The following is a 17,860-nucleotide window of genomic DNA, read 5'->3' on the forward strand; positions in this document are numbered from 1 at the left end:
GATCCGGGACATTACGGCTTTAACAGTGTTGTCAAGAATTGTACACCCCAGCTCCATATATCACTCAATTGCTCGGGTGTGGTAAAGGCCAGAAAAAGGCCCAGCAACAGAAAGATACACGGAGTGAATAGACGGCTGGGTAACAGGTAGGATCTCGCCGGGTTGCTGGGCTTGTAATAGACACTTCTAGTCGATCCGGAAATGATTGGCAACAGGTCTTGCGCTTGTATTGGCAGGACGTTTATCGAATAGAGTTTGGTAGAAGTGTAGGTCTGTCCATCCACCGCATAGGTATATTTCAATATTGGTCGGTAGGAGACCGATTTAACTTTCCTGACGGATGAAAAATACTCGCCGATGAATGCGTGGTGGCTCTCGGAAACATCCCGGTCGACCTTGCTCTCATCCATCTTGGCAGATGTCTTCTGCCAGTTTCGTCGAGACAGGGCGATAGCTAAATAAATGGCAGAAAATAGTGCGGCAACGTACCCTGTGCAGTTGACTATCTGGATGGTTTCCACTGTTATCCTTGATTTGTTATAAATCGTTAATAGAGTTTTCCGTAGAGATGCCTGATTAGAAGTTTTCCACCAGGCTATCGTCGAAGCACACACCGGTCAGACAAAATTCGTCTACTGCATCCTTTATCCGCTGATTGCAGAACACGATGAGGCAAGCCTCGTGAAGACTGTGAGTGACTGAATTCGCCTCTGCTACACCTTATTGTTGCTCTCCTGTGTTCTCCTCAGCGAGTGCGTTGCGAAGCGCGCTTGGAATAGCAACAGGGCGCCTTGTTTGGGAAGAAACACACACTTGGGTGAGTTCGGCAACAAATGTCTTTTCTCCGGAAAGTATACCATCTACAGAAAAACAAATTGCATGCGTGCGCAACTCCTTAACACACACATGAATCTCAAGCTCATCATCCCATGCCATTGGTTTAAGGAATTCGACGGAAAACGCACGCGCAGGAGGAAATATGCCAAGATCGAGAAGGCGACGCTCGGCGGGCCCGCTTAGACGGTCGGTTAGGAAATCCAATACCGCTTCGACCACAAAATAGCCTATTCGAGGAGTGTAGAGCACACCTCCAGGGTCGCAGTCTCCAAAGCGCACTCGTCTACGAACTACAAAACTGGTACTCATAGGTGGCTACCGCTGTAATAACCGGTGGCTGGAGCTGATGATACGCGAAGCGCATAGCATAAGCTGTCCGGCGCGTCTATTGCGCGAGAAGTTCATTGCCTTGATAAACTTTTGACAGTTCCATTTGTAGTAGTGGGTAAGGTGTGATTATCTGGATGATTTTCCACTTTGATTCTTGATTTCTCATAAAACGTTAATAGAATTTATCCATAGAGCGCGTAGCGATGCTTCATTAAAATTAAAAGCTTTCCACCAGATTTTCGTCGAAAAGTATACCGCTCAGCCTGAATTGGTCAACAGCACCCTTTAGCCGTTGATTGCAGAATACAGTGAGGCATGTCTCGTAGTTTGATTTAAAGACTGTGAGTGATTGAGCGAACTTCTTAAATCTCAGCTTGAGTCGTTGGACTGGTACATCACCCAACATTTCATACTCACAATTATCCAGTTCCTCTTCTCCCAGTGCCAGGCAATTGAAGATATAAAAGGTGTCATCACCGACGATTACAGGGAGTAATTCACCCGACTCTTTCAGGGTGTCGCCGAGATGGCGGTAAGCCCTGGGAGACAACACTAGACTGGCGCCGATCCAGGTACTGATATCCGGGATGCCCTTATCCTCGCCCCCTTCATTGGCAACAAAGCGCGTCTCGGGGGCCTACCACCACCCAGCCAAGCGGCTGTTTTGACGGCTGAAATCCATTACCTGGTCCGGATTCAGGTTTTCGGGTGCAAAGCGGGCAATGTCCAGCAGTGTGAGGTCGAGGCTTTGGTACCCAAAACCATCATTGCGTATGGCGTAGATCTTGGTCATTTTTTTGATGGTCTTAATGGCTTCGATAGCGCTTTTGGGTTCATTTTCCTGCAGAATGCGGCCAATCACCTGAAGCTGGGTCTTGATGGTATCGATGTTGTTCAGGCGCTATACGCGCTGTGACATACATCGCTCGTATTTGTGCGTATGATACTTTAGGTGACTCTACGTGCCATAAATAGTTCTGTCCCCTTTGTGGTTCCCTTTGTGGTTCGTCGACCACCACGGCAGCTACTCGATCAGCTCGGGCGGGAAAGATCCGAGCAGGGCTCGGACACGCTTTACTACTTCCGAATCGGTCACCAGAAGGTTACGAACAGCCGATTCATACTGAGATCGGTTCGCGAAATTAAGAGCCTTTGCAATGGCATCGAGAGCGGATGATTCTCGAATTGGATACCTTTGCAGAATACCGACGAAGTCGGATGCATTGATTAACGCATCGATATGCGCTACCTCCTCTTGAGCACACTTCGCGAAGTCGATCTCAGCGATACGCTTGCCGCCAGATGCCACTTCACCTTTCTTCGGTAGAAGTGAGAAGACCATAGCGCGCGCGGATTTCTCAGCGATTCGTACGCTAAGGTGCTTGGCGTTATCACGGATCGCTTTAATCGCGTCGTTATTTGCCTTGTTTAGCTTTTCTATCAAATCGCCGCCTACTACCGCCGTAAGTTTATCGCCTGCTAGCTTCTGCACTTCGGGGTGATAATAAATCGATTCAATCGAGTATACGTTTAGGGGAATCACCCCCTTGTCCTGCAAATCTGCGATGCGCTCTGGGTCGGAAAAATCATTGTCCACTAAACCGAACGGTTTTACCCAGTTAAGTTCAGCCGTGCTTTTAATACCTACTACCGCATTCTCAACCTCACGGCAACTGGCCTTGGCCACGATCGACGCATTCGGAAATAGGAGGCTGTATAACGGTTTGTCAAGGCTGTGCTCGACGCCCTCGACGAACACAATTTTCCGGCGCTCGCCCAAGATAGTTCTTTTCAGATCATCATCGATTTCATCGGTGCTCTCCAGCAAATCAATGTCGTAATGCGCTACATTGTCGCCCTCATAAACGCAGGCGCGTGTCAGCAGGACTTTTGAGCCTGGATTGTCCACTGGGAGCAACGGCTCATGCGTGGACACAATGAAGGCGCAATCTAGTCTTTCCTTGAGAAGAAGCGACAGAAGCGGCGATACAATTGAACGATGCAGGTGTCGCTCCGGCTCATCGATGAGGAGAAGCGTTCCCGCTGGAACGGTCAGTACGTTGGCGGCAATAAGGATCGCATTGCGCTCTCCGTCGGAAAGTTTGGCGATGCTATATGGCTTGCTGCCGTTCCGGGTAGCCTTGATCTCGTCATTCGCCTCAACGGACACGACGACGTCGAGATTGGCTAGGCGCAGGAGCCGGTTCAAGATCGCAAATGCTCCGTCTTTGGCGGATAGTTTGGCGACTTCGTCTGTATTTTTTGCGTCGACGGCCCGTGTGATCTCGCGGGCACGGACGTTCTCGGAGTTGACTAAATCGAAGATCGCCATCTGAGCGCGCTGTTCCGCGTAGTCGTCCATCCAACGTGCGTTCGGCTGTCGATCATGGTGATATACGTTCTGCTCATAGTCAGCACGCTGTTTGCCGGTGAACTCTGGCGATCCAGATCTAAACCAAGTTTGGCGATGGGCCGTGATTCTCCGGGTCTTGTCGTTGCTAATCGATGCAAAAGCCTGCATAAGGCTCGATTTTCCGGTGCCATTTGCACCAAGGATGAAGAGCATCTGCCCAGCATCTACCGTCAACACTAAAGTGCCTTGCGGTTTGCCAGTAGGGATCGATAACGAGAATGACATTTAGATATTCAACTCCATCTACGTGTGCCCCCTCTGAGGAGCTTGCCTCGCCGAACGAGGCTGTAGAAAAACTCCAGCCTCTTCTGACTGATTGCATTTTGAACAGAAATCACGATCCTACGTGAATTCTGGTCCTGTTTCAGGTACCGGAAAGTATTTCAGAGCACTCTCCGCACGAAAAATCTACCCACCCAAAAATCTCTCGAGTTTTTCTACAGCCTGAACGCCTCAAGAAGGGGTGCCACTTTTTGGTGTCCCGCTTGCTTGACTTGTTAAGCTTGCCGCACTTAGTTCTTCCAGGCCAGCCTTAGTAATATTTTCGATGAGATCTTTTACTTCATCTTTAGCGTCACTATCTAATTTAAGCTTCCCAATGTAGCCTCCTAGCGCCGTGGCTGCAGCTATCGCTGCGGCAGGGCCAACAATTGTAGGAATCAGCGAAGCTGAGATGGCAGCGCCAATAGTAGTCAATAACGCCGCATTACTTGTAGTGTTAAATAATCGGTTTTCACGTTTCTCAATATCCTGAATTCTTTTCAAAGAGCTCTTATAGTTATTGATAAAATTTGAAGCTGTGATAGCGGCCTTTCCTTTGTCGCCATAATTAAGGTTGTGCATATAATAATTTCTTATCATTCTGTTAAGGTTTTCATAATCTTTACTGCCTTGTTCCGAATCTTTCTCTAAGGACTTTAGGATAGATCTGATATTCTGGTATTGGTTAACTAACTTTTTATTATCTTCGTTTTTCATATCAGCTCCCGCTTGAGTTCGTTGCAGACAGGAGGCCTGTCCACCCTAATCCTGCGGCGATTGCTTGTGCAGGAGATGTCGGAATAGTTAATGCTGTACCGATTAGAGCCCCTAAAGTTGCAAAAAGAATCGCCTCAAAAAAACGCCCAAACGCTGACTCAGATGCACTTGGATTGATATACCCCAAAACCGCAAAAGGAGGCTCTCCATCTTTGTGGAGCTTGAAAAAGAGAACAAATGCGGCAACAAAACACAATACGTAATATCCCGTCTCTATATCAAATAATTTATATTCCATATATTTCTCTGTTGTTCTCTTATGAGCTTAACGCCGCCATCTGTGACGGCCGTAACGTATTTAGCGCGAAGCGCGTTGTGTAGGCCGTCCGCAGCATGGCCTGGTTATGAGTTACTGCTCCGATAGGTAGAAGCAACCATCGTGATCTTCTCGCCGGGTGCCATCTTCAGGTAATGGGAGCTTGAATACATTGCTCCCTTGCGCAGTAGTACGGATACCCAATACAGGCATTAGTAGCTTTTTCTTACCATCTTTCTCAACAAACTTTCCTTTTCCGTACGGCACACATGCCGAGAATGATGGCTCAAATCCCTCCATACCGAGGCTAAAAGAAACAATACTCAGCTGACTTAACCTGACTATGTCAATCCCGATGAATTGTGACGCATCAAGTGTAGTTTCACCGTAGTTTGAACGAACAACTACACTCTCTATTTTTCCTTTTGGCTTATCCAGGATCATTTCTACAGAAGTTCGCCCTAAATCGTGGCCGAGATCTGCCGTCAGTTTAGACTCAACAAGTTCATGAAAATGAGGCTCCCATGATAATGCCTCCGCACTAGCTAGCATCAAAATTATTGTTATCGCTCTAATCATGTTCTTACCCTGAACGCTCGCATTTGCGGCTGATTTGGAACGCAGCGGAAAACCAGTCCGACAACATGCGCTTGTTATGTTTCTATTTCAGTAATAGTTCCATCGTCATTTAAGTAGCACGAAGTATTCTCAAGAAAATCTTCTAGAATAGCGTTTGAAGTATCATTTACAGTGATTTCTTGCTCATGATCTATTTCTGAATGACTGACATTGTATTCAATTGATAGCAATCTTACGTTACCTATTTCGGTAGGGTAAAACGAGTTTTCAAGCTCTACCTTTCCATCTCCAACCTTACCACCAATATCTTTGAGAATATTTCCAATCTGATCTATTTCTAATCCTGACTCATCATATATAGGATCTTCCCCGGATACTCTTAAGCTGTACTCGTAACCGTCTAAGCCTTTTGGTTTTAGAATTTCTTTCACATGTTCTTTGTCAAATTCAAGGTTTGTAATTGTGGTTCTTGGGATTAAGAATTTACCTTGGATATTTATCGTTTTGATCAGATAGTTTACAAGAACTAAACGAATTCCTTTCTCTTGGGCAAAGAGCTTAGCGCCAGACTGATACCCAAAAGATGTTGCAAATATACCGGTTGCATTACCAATATCTTCTAAAATGGCGGCAAACGCTGCTATGTGTGACTTCTTGACTGAACTCTTGAAACATTTGCACTCTATGCATGTTTTATAAGTGACGCCTGCTATTTTAAACTCCCAGTAAACATCAATTTGATGGGTAGCCCCACTTTTACCTTTGATCTTTACATTATGGAGAACACATATATTTTCAACGCCATCATTTTTAACGAGTGCTTCATGCAGCTCTCGAACTAGCAATTCGTATTCATCAGATTCTTTAGTCATTACTTTCCTTGAACATAACGCCCGCAACAGGGGCGACCAATGCTATGCACCTTTTGTGCGAAACTGGGAGCGCAGCGACCCGCACAAAAGGTGCATAGCGTTGGGCGTCCCGCGGAGGCCCGAAGGGCCGGAGCAAACTGCTTGCGTTTGTTAAGTGCTTTCCTTGAATGTGCTGTAGATGTACTCGCTAGCTACAGACTTTACATAAGTTTTAAGTCCTGGCGCAAAAATCAAATGAACCAAAACTGGCACTTTGACCGATCTTTCATCGAGATCCGACAGTTCAACAAACGCATTCCCCCAAACTACAACATCCAAGAAGCCATCATCATTTATATCTTCAGCTTTATTCCAGAGAAGCCCGTTTTCAAAATATATACCATCATCATGGCGATCGTAAATTCTTATATGAGAATTACCAATCTTAAGAACTCCATTGCCCTTAGAAGTAACCTCAAACTCATAGTCAATACTAACGCCTTCCGAGACTTTTAGCTTCTTGGTCAAGGACTGAGTTGACGGGCTACCAGGGCTCCAAGTCTTCCATAGCTTATCGACATCTCTGAGCGAAACTAAAGGTTCATTTGCGAATGCGATCGATGAAAATAGCAGCAACAAAAAAGCGGTGATTCTTTGCATGGATTTCACTTAGCGCCCTGCCTAGGGGCGGCTTACTTTTTGCGCCTTTTGCGCAAACATAGGAGCGAAGCGACTGCGCAAAAGGTGCACAAAGTAAGACGTCCCTTGCAGCACTTTGTTAGCGTGAACCTCGCACTTTTGGTTAGGTAGCCCCATGCGCCATCTAAAGCTAGCCATACTACTCATGAATGAAATAGACATCCGTTTCAGAACCTTCATCTACCATAGAAACCTCAATTGAAAACAACGTTTCTAAATATACCAAAAACTCCGATTCTGAAACTATGCGCCCGATTTTTTTGCTATACAACTTTCTGAGATCACATCGAGAAACCTTTATTTTATCTATACTTAGTAGACTGTGCTCCTTTATAAGCTGAGCGAGGTTCGTTACTTCAGCCGAAGGCGACTCTGATTCTTTTGCGTGCCAGATGAATTCTTGATACTCCTCCGGATCGTTAACTTCATAAAAAACAACCCCAGAAATACTTGTGTCGGTTTCTGACTTCCAATGAATCTGCTTGGCACCTAGTGCCATTAAAAATTCATTGAGAAATTGCCTTCTTCGCATGGGTTACTCATTACGCTAACGTTGCCAGCAGAGGCTGGCCGTAGCGTTTTTTGCGCGAAGCGCATTGCATAGGCCGTCCTGCGGAGGCGCGCAGCGCCGGAGCGTACTGCCTGGCCTGGTTATAGCGGTTACTCAACATTGCTCTTGAGCCACTCTATGTCACTTTTTGTGATATGCCGAAATAGCAGCAGTTCACGAGGGTCGTCTAGTATCGTTTTTTTACCATAGGAACAGACGATTGCATGGCCTATCCTTGATTTTTCATCCTTCTTTAGTATCACTCTAGTGAAGCTCTCAGGGGAGCTTCGCCAGTCCAACCGTTTCTCAGCAATTTTTGAGGCTACTCTTTCAAATTCAACGCAAGCGCTACTATCCGAAGGCTCCCATGTGCCAGCTATACCGCCTACATCAGTAATACGCTGATGAAAGAGGCCGATAAAATTTTCTCTCCAATACAGCAAATATGTTTTCTGATTCTTCATTGGTATTTGGAGCTATAACATTTGAATCGTAGCCCCTAGGGCCAATTATCCCGCGCCCCCTATCTTAGTTGGTACACTTTGCGCAATCAGCAATCCAAGCCAAAGGGGACGGGGCCTGTAGAGGAGAGGCGGTAAAGTTCGATGCATGCTAAACGGTCGTCAAGACGCCTATCCCGTTTTTTGTAGCTTACGTAGGTATCTGTTTTTACTGTATTTATTATTGTTTTACCAGCAGCTACAGAAATAACCGGCTCCACGATCGTATTTCCATCAGCGAGAGAGCCAATTCGCTGGATAGCGGCGATCGATATTTCGCGGATATTGGTGATTATTTATGCAGAAGTAAGAAGGGCCGGCAATGCCGGCCCTTAAGTTGGGGAGTCAAATCAAGCTGGTCAAGAATTGCGCACCTTCAACGGCTCCCGCAACTGCTCCGCCATCTTCAACAACAGCGATTCGGTCGTCTCCCAGTCGATACACTTGTCCGTCACCGACACCCCGTATTCCATCTGGCTGTGGTCGTCCAGGATCTTCTGGTTGCCGGCCTTCAGGTTGCTTTCCACCATGATGCCGATAATGGACTTGTTGCCGTCCAGTATCTGGTGGGTGACGTTGTCGACCACCAGCGGCTGCAGTTCGTGGTTCTTGTTGGAGTTGGCATGGCTGCAGTCGACCATGATGTTGGGGATCAGGCCGGCCTTGTGCAGTTCCTGTTCGCACACGGCGACGCTGACGGAGTCGTAGTTGGGCTTGTCGTTACCGCCGCGCAGTACCACGTGGCCGTATTTGTTGCCGGCGGTGTGGATGATGGCTACCTGGCCCGCCTTGTTGATGCCCAGGAAGCGGTGCGGGTTGGCGGTGGACTGGAGGGCGTTGATGGCCACGTCCAGGCTGCCGTCGGTGCCGTTCTTGAAGCCCACGGCGCCGGAGAGGCCGCTGGCCATCTCGCGGTGGGTCTGGGATTCGGTGGTGCGCGCACCGATGGCGGACCAGGAGATCAGGTCCTGCATATACTGCGGAGAGATGGGATCCAGCGCCTCGGTGGCGGTGGGCAGGCCCAGTTCGGCCACGTCCAGCAGCAGCTTGCGGCCGATATGCAGGCCGTCCTGGATCTTGAAGGAATCGTTCAGGAAGGGGTCGTTGATCAGGCCCTTCCAGCCGACGGTGGTGCGCGGCTTCTCGAAATAGACGCGCATGACGATCAGCAGTGTGTCGGACACCTGGTCCGCGACCTTCTTCAGGCGCTTGGCATAGTCGATGGCGGCGTCCACGTCGTGGACGGAGCAGGGGCCTATCACCACCATCAGGCGGTGGTCCTTGCGGTCGAGGATATCGCGCACGGCGGCGCGGCCGGCGGCCACGGTGGCCTCGGCGGCATCGCTCACCGGCAGCTCGGCCTTGAGCTCCTCGGGGCTGATCAGGATTTCCTGGGAGACGACGTTCAGGTCGTCGAACTGCTGTATGGTCATGTCGTTCACTGGCTTCTCTAATCCTTACATCGCTTTGGGCCGCCCGGTTGCGAGTCAAATGGTTTGGCCGCCAAAGCGGTTGTCTATCCTACTCACTGGTTTGGGGCAGGGCGAGGGTTTCATTTGTAACCAAATGGGGTTTCCCGCGCCTTGGAGTCTGCCTGCAATCGGGCTCCTACAGTTTGGCAGTTTGGGGGGGGGTGGTTGCTGTAATTGGGGTTGGATGGCGGGAAACTGCGGATGTGTGGGGAGGCTTCTGTGCTTTCGACCTGGATACCGGTCTGCGCGGGTATGACGAGGGTGAGTTCGGGGAGACCGGCTGCCGTGTCGCCATCCCGGCCTTGATGCGGGATCCGGGCGAGCCCTCGACCCGCCTGCCGATCCGGGCGCGTCGCTGGCTCGCGCCGTACCCGGCGCCTGACTCCGCAGTCTCACTGTCGCAGTTACTCAGCGGCCGTCGTGATTCGATCGGAATCGAAGTTCTGATTTCTCAGCGTTCGCTTCGGTTGCTGCAGTGCCTCTGAAATCGGGGTATCCGGATTATCTGGTTGATACGCGCGTTAGCGTTCAAAAGTAGAACTCAGGTGAGCAACGGAGAATATGGTTTATCGTGACACACGATATTTCCGTCAAAGTGGCTCCAAACTCCAGCCTTGTTCAGTAGCAAGCAAGCGTTCTGTTAGTCCGAGGTTTTCCAGAAATGAGTCATCATGCGACACCACGATCAACGTGCCTTGGTAACTACGCAACATGATTTCCAATGCCTGTACTGAGGGCAAATCAAGGTGGTTGTTCGGCTCATCAAGTAACAACAGTTGCAGTGGTGAATCGGCGTAGAGTATGCAAGCGAGAGCTCCCTTTAGGCGCTCACCGCCGCTCAGCGACCCGCTAGGTGTCGCTATCTTTTGCGCGTCAAGTCCTAGTTGAGCCAAGCGCATGCGTAGGTCCCCTTCGGTAGCGGTGCGATTGGCTAATTGTAACTGTTCTAGTACCGTCTTCTCTGGATCCAGATTTTCTAATCGCTGATCGAGATATGCGTTCTCGGGCGTCACCTTGGATACCCCAGCCAAAGGCGCAACTTGGCCTGCAAACACTCGAAGCAACGTGGATTTACCACAACCGTTCGGGCCGACCACACCTATACGCTGCTGCCCACCCAGGAGCAAGCTTATGGTTCGGGTTGCTCCCGATACGTATGGTAGCTCTACGTCATTCAGTTCTGCCACGCGACGCTTTGCGACCTGCGTGATTGGTATTTCGTGCAGTGTTATTTGCGACTCATCTTCAACTTGCTGTGCGGCTTCACGCACGCGTTGGTTGAGTTGTGCCCGGCTGGAGGCCTGTTTCTGGCGCAGCGCGCCTGACGATGTTTCGCTGCGCTCTTTTTGGCGATCCAGCAAGATCTTGGCTTGATTGGCCTCTTTGCCTCGCCGATTACCGCGCGCTTGCCGTTGTTCCTGCCGTACACGCTGCTTCCGCATCGCCTGTTCCTGCCGTTGGCGTTCAAGCTTGCGCTCACTCAGGTTTTGTAGGGCGTTCTGTCGTTCGTGTGCCTTAGCCTCGGCGTAAAATGAGTAGTTGCCTCCATAGCTTTGCAGCCCCAGGGAAGACAATTCCACGATGCGCTCCATGGACTCCAGCAATTGCCTATCATGGCTGACCACGATCAGCCCACGCTGCCAGCGTTGTAGTTGTTCGATCAACGCCTGTCGGTTCGGTCGGTCGAGATGGTTGCTCGGCTCATCGAGAATCAAGAAGTCTGCATCCGAGAGCATGGCACCAATCAAGGAAATTCGCATCGCCTCACCGCCGCTCAGGATGCTGGCAGGCGTATCTGTTTCAAGGTGGCTCAAGTTATTGCGCTCAAGTTCATAGCGGAGTCGCTGGTGTATGTCCCAGTGATCTCCTACGGCATCGAAATCCTCCGGTGCTGTGCTGCCTGACTCAATACGTGCTAGCGCATCCAGCGTGTGCTTTACCCCCGCCAAATCGGCCACTGTAGAACCATCAGGGTGCACCACTTGCTGGGCGAGGTAATGCACGCTGCCGGAGCACTGGCACTGGCCTGTGGTTGGTTGTAACAACCCAGCCAAGATGCGTGCTAGCAAAGTTTTGCCGACACCATTGCGTCCGACCAGTCCCGTTGAGCGCATATCGAACTGCTCGTGAAGGTCGGAGAAAAGAGTTCTGCCGTCTGGCAGAACGTGGGACACGTTTTTCAGTACGAGATGGGTATTCGTCATGCTCTATTCCAAAGATGCCAAGAACTCCCCCTGCTACTGGGGGCTGGTGGAGACTGGCCGTCATAACAACGGCGGCATCAATGGCGCATTGGACAAATACCTCATATTGGAAGGAATAGGGTGATTATTTTACAAGCACTTGCAGAAATGGACAATGTAGTAATTTCAACTAATTGAACCAACAAACTCATGACCGAGATGCCCGACAACATCCTGCACCTGCCTGAGTACCAGGTGCTGGGCTACAAATCCACCGACGACGAAATGCACTTCCAGGTGGACGCGCCCGATCCTATCGCCTGCGAGGAATGCGGCGTGCAGGGTGAGTTCGTGCGGTTCGGCAAGCGTGATGTTCCCTACCGTGATCTGCCCATCCACGGCAAGCGGGTCACCCTCTGGGTGGTCCGCCGCCGGTACACCTGCCGGGCCTGCAAGACCACCTTCAGGCCCCAGCTGCCGGAAATGGTGGACGGCTTCCGCATGACACTGCGGCTGCATGAATACGTGGAGAAGGAATCCTTCAACCACCCCTACACCTTCGTAGCGGCACAGACCGGCCTGGACGAGAAGACGGTACGCGACATCTTCAACGCCCGCGCCGAGTTCCTGGGGAGCTGGCACCGCTTCGAGACACCCCGCATTATGGGCATCGACGAGCTGTACCTGAACAAGCGCTACCGCTGCATCCTGACCAACATCGAGGAGCGAACTCTGCTCGACCTGCTGTCCACACGCCGACAGGACGTGGTGACCAACTATCTGATGAAGCTGAAAGACCGGCAGAAGGTCGAGAACGTCAGCATGGACATGTGGAACCCCTACCGGGCAGCTGTCAAGACCGTGCTGCCACAGGCCCGCATTGTGGTCGATAAGTTCCATGTGGTGCGCATGGCCAACGATGCCTTGGAGAAGGTGCGCAAGGGGCTCAGAAAGGAGCTTAAGCCCTCACAGAGCCGAACCCTCAAAGGAGACCGGAAAATCCTGCTTAAACGCGCTTACGAAGTCTCAGACCGAGAGTGGTTAATTATGGAAACATGGACGGGCGCATTCCCGCAGCTGCTAGCCGCATACGAACACAAGGAACGCTTTTACGGCATCTGGGACGCCACCACACGGACACAGGCAGAAGCCGCCCTGGACGACTGGATAGCCACCATTCCGAAGGGCCAGAAGGAAGTCTGGAGCGATCTGGTCAGGGCAGTGGGCAATTGGCGCGAAGAGATCATGACCTACTTCGAGACAGACATGCCAATCACCAACGCTTACACGGAGTCCATCAACTGACTGGCCAAGGACAAGAACCGTGAAGGGCGTGGTTACTCCTTCGAGGTGATGCGGGCACGAATGCTCTACACCACGAAGCACAAGAAGAAGGCCCCGACTGCGAAGGTCTCACCGTTCTACAAGAAAACCATCGGTTACGGACTACCAGACTTCGCAGAGAAACTCAACTACGGGGTCGATCTATCAACCATCTGAGGGTGGCATCAGGTTGGTGGGGTGAAGGTGCCCGATCAACCATTAAATCCGTATACCCTGAAATCGGACATAACCTCCTACGGTAGGGCCAGCGCAAATAGCGTTGTCCGGTCACCGCCTTCCGTGTGCAGACGCAGTTCCATAGATCTGTCTTGCGCAGTTAATAAAATAAATTCGAAATTTTCCCCGTGCAACAAGTGTGGATCTGGGGGGTGCGCTCGAGATTAACGGTATGGCTTGCCTGGCGTTTTACGTAATATGCCCGCTCCGCGGAGAGTGCGGGCAGCGTCGATAACAAGCCGGATCCGTCGGTTTTGCTTGTCACGATGAGGTCGCACATCTTCGCGGCTCGCTCGAGCGGGTATTCAATCAAGGGTGGAGAAAACAGGATTGGTTCGAGTTGGCGATGTCGCCGCAACAGCGATAGCGCGGATAGGCGCATTGATCACCTTTCTGGCAACCCTGCCTCACGTCGCATATGCCACCGACCAATTCGTGGTCCGTCACTACCAGTCAACGGATGGGCTTCCGGTAAGCAGCGTTGCGGGTGCCCAGGAGGGCAGCGACGGCTTCTTGTGGCTGGCAACCTATGGCGGTCCGGTGCGTTTCGATGGCAGGGAATTCAAGGTTTACAACACCTCCAATTCTCCCGCGATACGAAACAACAGGATTGTCGATATTTACCGGGGGGCGGCGGGGCGCTCGTATGCTTTGACGTTTGACGGCGACCTGCTGCGCCTGGGTACCGACGGTGTGCGACGTATCACTTTCGGCCCGGGTGCGACGGATTCGAGGGTACGCGCTGTGCACGAGAAGCCGTTCTGCGTTACCGCAGCGCGGGGTTTGTTCTGTGAGAAGGAGAGCGGCGGTTTCGGGCAACGGCTGCAGTTTGAACCCGGCCTCGAAGTGGCGGCGGCTTTCCCCGTTGCCGGGGATAGTGCCTGGTTGCTCGTGCCGGGGAAAGGGATACTGCTGCAGACGGGCGATCGGCGGCGCCAGCTGTTCGACAATGCGGATTTGTACAGGGTGCCCGGTCTGCCGCCCAAGGCGATCGTGGATCGCGACGGCGGGCTGGCCGTGGCTCTGGAAAAGGGTGTTGTACACATTGCGCGCGATGGGCACTGGCGTTGGCTGGTGGAAAATCCGGATAAATTCCTGCACATCGTTCAGGTTCGTCAGGATGGCGACGGTACCTTCTGGGTCGGCACCGACAACGGACTTTTTTCGGCTGGCCGCCATGGCCCCGAACCGGGAAGAGTGGTGGGGGCAGTCCGCGACGGGAATCCGTCGAGAAGCTGGCGGGCACCGGATGGTGCTCTCTGGCGGAGTCTGGGGCATCGCCTGTTCAGGGAGGATTTTCCCGTTCTCGACGCCGCCGGAGTGATTTTGGCGGTCGATTTCGATACGGCCGGTACCGCATGGGTCAGCACACGACGCGATGGCCTTTATGCCCTGTCGCGTCCCCGCGTAGATATGCTGGGGCTCGCAGACGGGCTCCTGGCGGACAATCTATATACCGTCGCGCGTGACGAGAAGGGGACCATGTGGCTCGGCAGCCTGGGTGGCCCGGTGCAGGCGATAGCAATCGACGGCAGCATCAGGCACTTTGGGCTAGAGAGCGGGCTTCCGGGCATGAATCCCCGCGGGGTCGTGGCGGCGCCGGACGGCGCAGTTTATGTCGGCACCTTTAGCCCCGGATTATTTCGCAAGGATGCGGGCAGCGACCGCTTTGAAAAAGTGTCCTTGCCATCCCCTTTGGCGCAGGCCCGGGTGTGGTCGCTCAGTTTTGATCGACAGGGGCGGTTCTGGCTTGGTACGACAAAGGGCGTCTGGCGGCGCGAGGGCGGTGACTGGCACAGGCTCTGGCCCGAGGACAGGGACATCGCAGTGCACGCCGTACTGTTCGGTGCCGACGATTGCATCTGGTACGGGACGGAACAGGGGTTGTGGCGGCAGCGGGATGGCATCGTCGAAGCGGTTGCAGCCGATATTATCGGCGAGGTGACGGTTCGCGGTTTGCTGCAGGATAGCGGCGACGCGATATGGGCGAGTACCGAAGGCTATGGACTGGTGCGCATCGATGAGTCGGCACCCGCCGGCATTCGGGCCGTCAGGCTGGGCCGCGCCGAGGGGCTGCCGTCGGATAGCCCCCACGCGGCGCTCGAGGATGACAGCGGGAATATATGGGTCAACAGCAATCAGGGCATCTTCAGGATTGCGCCGAATGACCTGCAGGCGTGGCTGTCCGGTTCGGTCCCCAAGCTGACGCCGCTGTCGCTGGGGTTGGCGGATGGCGTCACGGAACTGGAAGGGAATGGCGGCCTGCAACCGGCAGCCGCTTTCGATCTACAGGGGCGCATGTGGTTTCCAAGCCAGCGCGGCATCATCCGCATCGATCCGCGCCGGTTTTCCGCCCCGGGAAAGGCACCGCTGCCGGTCATAGACGGTCTGGAGGCCGGGGGCGCGATGCTCGTCACGGACAAGGACTCCCTGCCGACCGGAGTCCGCTCGGTCAATATTCACTACGGCGCCCCGGACCTGCACTCGGGGAATGCCGTCCGCTTCCGATATCGCCTCTTCCCCAGGGACGAGCGCTGGATCGGCGCCGGCAACCAGCGGACCGTATCCTTTGCTTCGCTGCTGCCGGGAGACTACCGGTTCGAAGTGATCGCCGCCGGCAGCGACGGGGTCTGGTCGCCCGTGCCAGCGACACTGGCGTTCTCTGTGCCGGCGCGCTGGTATGAAACTGCCTATTTCAAGTGGTCGCTATGGTTGTGCCTGGCGGGGTTGCTTTTCCTCGTCGCGCAGCTGCGCGTGCACGCTTCCCGAAAGCGCGCCGAGGAGTTGGGTCGGCAGGTCGAGGCCAGGACGAGAGACCTGCACTTCGAAAAGCGCCAGGTCGAGGTGGCGCTGACGCAACTGTCGGAGAGCCACCACATCATCGAGACGAAGAACCTGCACCTCGCGGATCAGGCTTCGCGGCTGGAAAGGATCAACGAATTTCGCACCCACCTGTTCGCCGATATCAGTCACGAGCTGCGCACGCCGCTGATGCTGGCCAGCATGCCGTTGAAGGAAGTAAAGGAGAGGTCGCTCAACCTGCCTGAAACTGATCAACAGCGGCTGGCACTGTCGATTTCGCAGATGGATCGGCTGACGCTGCTGGTGGAACAGTTGCTGTCCCTGGCACAGGCCGAGGCGGGTCAACTCAAATTGAGCATTACTGCCTTTGATCTGTGCCAGCTGGTAGAGGAAGTTCTGCGGGGATTCCGCGTCCTGCATGAGAAATCGGACATCCACTACGAGATTCGCAGCGATACGAAAGTCCTGCCGATATTTGCCGATCGCGCCCATCTCACCACAGTGCTCGACAACCTGCTCGACAACGCCGGCAAATACGCACCGCGCGGCAGTAGTGTCGAGGTCCAGCTGAGTGTCGATACGCCGACGGAACTGGTCCGCATCGCGATCAGCGATTCGGGACCCGGGTTTTCGCCTTCCCTTGCCAGTGACCTGTTCCGGCGTTTTTTCAGGGGCGAGTCCACGCCGCGCGCCGGGCGCGGCGGTCTGGGTATCGGCCTGGCCACGGCGCGGGAACTGGTGGAGCTACACGGCGGCGATATCGGTGCGATCAGTAAGCCGGGGGAGGGCGCCTGTTTCTGGATCAGGCTGCCACTGGGCAGTGCCCACGTCTCGCTGGACGAGCTGGATTCCAAACCGGCGCGGGCCGCGGTTTCGCTGCCAACTGCCAGTGCTAGGTCGGCGGGCGCGAGAAAGGTGCTGATCGTGGAGGACCATCCCGAGCTGGCCAGTTACCTGGGCCATCGCCTGGGGGAATACTGCCCGGTGCAGTTGGTTGCCGATGCCGAACAGGCGCTCGCATGGCTGGAACGGGAAGCGTTCGGGATGGTGATCACGGATGTCGTACTTCCCGGTAGGAGCGGCATTGACCTGTGTCGGGATATCAAGTCCGACCGGTGCTTTGCGCAGCTGCCCGTGCTGCTGATATCGGCGCGGGCGGAATCGGCCCGCCGGGAAGAGGCGCTGGCCGCCGGGGCGGACGACTACCTGATCAAGCCCTTCGGCTTCGAGGCGCTCCTCGCGGCGGTGTCCCGCGCCTGGCCCAATGCCAGTCTCTATTTCGAAAGCGGTCACAGAATCATTTCCGAAGGGGAGGAGCCGGTTCTGTTGGCGCCGGCGCTGAAGGCGCTGGCGGACCCCGATTTCAACGTTGGCAAATGGGCGCAAGATGCCTACCTGTCCGAACGGCAACTGCGCCGCAAAGTGACTGAATTGACCGGGCAATCGCCGGTGGCCTGGCTGCGCGAGCAGCGTCTGCTGCGGGTACGCAAGCTGATCAGCGAGGGCCGCTGCCGGACCCTGGCGGAAGCCGGCAACCGGGTCGGCCTGGACAATCCCACCTATCTGTACCGCATCTACCGGGCCCGCTTCGGTGTTATGGAAGATTAAGCGGCACTTCCGTCTCACTTGCGATTAGCGGCAGGTGACTTATTGGCACCACCGTCTCTTCTGTCCGTTCATTTCCGCCGCTTGGCCGTTTTGTGCATGCCGGCGTCCGTTCTGTATCTGTCCCGTCGAGAGAGCCGCCGATAGATTTGGCACCAATTGCCGGGAAGTGATGACGGCGCGAA

15 protein-coding genes and 1 pseudogene are annotated in these 17,860 nt (G+C 53.5%); 4 read left to right on the forward strand and 12 right to left on the reverse strand.

Annotated elements, in window-relative coordinates; genetic code table 11:
* Window positions 1-11 precede the first annotated feature (11 nt).
* Window positions 12-521: a DUF3592 domain-containing protein gene (locus tag IG627_RS14240; RefSeq protein WP_193193046.1), complete on the reverse strand. Its 510-nt coding sequence runs from the start codon at window positions 519-521 to the stop codon at window positions 12-14.
* Between the two features lie 199 nt (window positions 522-720).
* Window positions 721-1,146: an acyl-CoA thioesterase gene (locus tag IG627_RS14245; protein WP_193193047.1), complete on the reverse strand. Its 426-nt coding sequence runs from the start codon at window positions 1,144-1,146 to the stop codon at window positions 721-723.
* A 685-nt stretch (window positions 1,147-1,831) separates the two neighbouring features.
* Here IG627_RS14245 and IG627_RS14250 point away from each other — a divergent pair.
* Window positions 1,832-2,083, forward strand: coding sequence for a hypothetical protein (locus tag IG627_RS14250; RefSeq protein ID WP_193193048.1), 252 nt, complete (start codon window positions 1,832-1,834; stop codon window positions 2,081-2,083).
* Window positions 2,084-2,191: 108 nt separating this feature from the next.
* Here IG627_RS14250 and IG627_RS14255 read toward each other — a convergent pair whose 3' ends face one another.
* The 10 genes from IG627_RS14255 to IG627_RS14300 all read right to left on the reverse strand — a co-directional run bounded on the left by IG627_RS14255 (window position 2,192) and on the right by IG627_RS14300 (window position 11,729).
* A complete protein-coding gene (locus IG627_RS14255) occupies window positions 2,192-3,757 on the reverse strand; it encodes an AAA family ATPase (RefSeq protein WP_193193049.1) in 1,566 nt (521 codons plus the stop codon).
* 276 nt (window positions 3,758-4,033) lie between these two features.
* Window positions 4,034-4,558, reverse strand: coding sequence for a hypothetical protein (locus IG627_RS14260; protein WP_193193050.1), 525 nt, complete (start codon window positions 4,556-4,558; stop codon window positions 4,034-4,036).
* A gap of 1 nt (window position 4,559) precedes the next feature.
* A complete protein-coding gene (locus IG627_RS14265) occupies window positions 4,560-4,856 on the reverse strand; it encodes a hypothetical protein (RefSeq protein WP_193193051.1) in 297 nt (98 codons plus the stop codon).
* Between the two features lie 111 nt (window positions 4,857-4,967).
* Window positions 4,968-5,453 (reverse strand): hypothetical protein, encoded by a 486-nt coding sequence (locus tag IG627_RS14270; RefSeq protein WP_193193052.1) that lies wholly within the window; start codon window positions 5,451-5,453, stop codon window positions 4,968-4,970.
* Window positions 5,454-5,527: 74 nt separating this feature from the next.
* Window positions 5,528-6,325: a restriction endonuclease gene (locus IG627_RS14275; RefSeq protein ID WP_193193053.1), complete on the reverse strand. Its 798-nt coding sequence runs from the start codon at window positions 6,323-6,325 to the stop codon at window positions 5,528-5,530.
* A 150-nt stretch (window positions 6,326-6,475) separates the two neighbouring features.
* Window positions 6,476-6,964 carry a hypothetical protein gene (locus IG627_RS14280; RefSeq protein WP_193193054.1) on the reverse strand — a complete coding sequence of 163 codons (489 nt, stop codon included), beginning with the start codon at window positions 6,962-6,964 and terminating at the stop codon, window positions 6,476-6,478.
* A gap of 178 nt (window positions 6,965-7,142) precedes the next feature.
* Window positions 7,143-7,535 carry a hypothetical protein gene (locus tag IG627_RS14285; RefSeq protein ID WP_193193055.1) on the reverse strand — a complete coding sequence of 131 codons (393 nt, stop codon included), beginning with the start codon at window positions 7,533-7,535 and terminating at the stop codon, window positions 7,143-7,145.
* A gap of 128 nt (window positions 7,536-7,663) precedes the next feature.
* The gene (locus IG627_RS14290) at window positions 7,664-8,017 is read right to left on the reverse strand and encodes a hypothetical protein (protein WP_193193056.1); all 354 of its coding nucleotides are present in this window, start codon (window positions 8,015-8,017) and stop codon (window positions 7,664-7,666) included.
* 395 nt (window positions 8,018-8,412) lie between these two features.
* Window positions 8,413-9,486, reverse strand: a complete 1,074-nt coding sequence (locus IG627_RS14295) for a 3-deoxy-7-phosphoheptulonate synthase (protein ID WP_193193090.1) — start codon at window positions 9,484-9,486, stop codon at window positions 8,413-8,415.
* A gap of 629 nt (window positions 9,487-10,115) precedes the next feature.
* Window positions 10,116-11,729: an ABC-F family ATP-binding cassette domain-containing protein gene (locus IG627_RS14300; protein ID WP_193193057.1), complete on the reverse strand. Its 1,614-nt coding sequence runs from the start codon at window positions 11,727-11,729 to the stop codon at window positions 10,116-10,118.
* Between IG627_RS14300 and IG627_RS21115 the strand changes: the two genes are divergently transcribed.
* The 3 genes and pseudogenes from IG627_RS21115 to IG627_RS14310 all read left to right on the forward strand — a co-directional run bounded on the left by IG627_RS21115 (window position 11,728) and on the right by IG627_RS14310 (window position 17,678).
* Window positions 11,728-11,853 carry a hypothetical protein gene (locus IG627_RS21115; protein ID WP_264300013.1) on the forward strand — a complete coding sequence of 42 codons (126 nt, stop codon included), beginning with the start codon at window positions 11,728-11,730 and terminating at the stop codon, window positions 11,851-11,853. The two genes, IG627_RS14300 and IG627_RS21115, sit on opposite strands and share 2 nt — an antisense overlap.
* A gap of 65 nt (window positions 11,854-11,918) precedes the next feature.
* Window positions 11,919-13,208, forward strand: a pseudogene (locus tag IG627_RS14305) (ISL3 family transposase).
* 441 nt (window positions 13,209-13,649) lie between these two features.
* Window positions 13,650-17,678 (forward strand): ATP-binding protein, encoded by a 4,029-nt coding sequence (locus IG627_RS14310; protein ID WP_193193058.1) that lies wholly within the window; start codon window positions 13,650-13,652, stop codon window positions 17,676-17,678.
* Window positions 17,679-17,860 lie beyond the last annotated feature (182 nt).

This window comes from Microbulbifer taiwanensis, from assembly GCF_014904815.1.
GTDB classification, from domain to species: Bacteria; Pseudomonadota; Gammaproteobacteria; order Pseudomonadales; family Cellvibrionaceae; genus Microbulbifer; species Microbulbifer taiwanensis.

Bases quoted from the DNA above. Each gene is read 5' to 3' on its own strand.
- IG627_RS14245 (WP_193193047.1), bottom strand. From the start codon at position 1,146: ATGAGTACCAGTTTTGTAGTTCGTAGACGAGTGCGCTTTGGAGACTGC.
- IG627_RS14260 (WP_193193050.1), bottom strand. From the start codon at position 4,558: ATGAAAAACGAAGATAATAAAAAGTTAGTTAACCAATACCAGAATATC.
- IG627_RS14265 (WP_193193051.1), bottom strand. From the start codon at position 4,856: ATGGAATATAAATTATTTGATATAGAGACGGGATATTACGTATTGTGT.
- IG627_RS14270 (WP_193193052.1), bottom strand. From the start codon at position 5,453: ATGATTAGAGCGATAACAATAATTTTGATGCTAGCTAGTGCGGAGGCA.
- IG627_RS14275 (WP_193193053.1), bottom strand. From the start codon at position 6,325: ATGACTAAAGAATCTGATGAATACGAATTGCTAGTTCGAGAGCTGCAT.
- IG627_RS14280 (WP_193193054.1), bottom strand. From the start codon at position 6,964: ATGCAAAGAATCACCGCTTTTTTGTTGCTGCTATTTTCATCGATCGCA.
- IG627_RS14285 (WP_193193055.1), bottom strand. From the start codon at position 7,535: ATGCGAAGAAGGCAATTTCTCAATGAATTTTTAATGGCACTAGGTGCC.
- IG627_RS14290 (WP_193193056.1), bottom strand. From the start codon at position 8,017: ATGAAGAATCAGAAAACATATTTGCTGTATTGGAGAGAAAATTTTATC.
- IG627_RS14295 (WP_193193090.1), bottom strand. From the start codon at position 9,486: ATGACCATACAGCAGTTCGACGACCTGAACGTCGTCTCCCAGGAAATC.
- IG627_RS21115 (WP_264300013.1), top strand. From the start codon at position 11,728: ATGCTCTATTCCAAAGATGCCAAGAACTCCCCCTGCTACTGGGGGCTG.
- IG627_RS14300 (WP_193193057.1), bottom strand. From the start codon at position 11,729: ATGACGAATACCCATCTCGTACTGAAAAACGTGTCCCACGTTCTGCCA.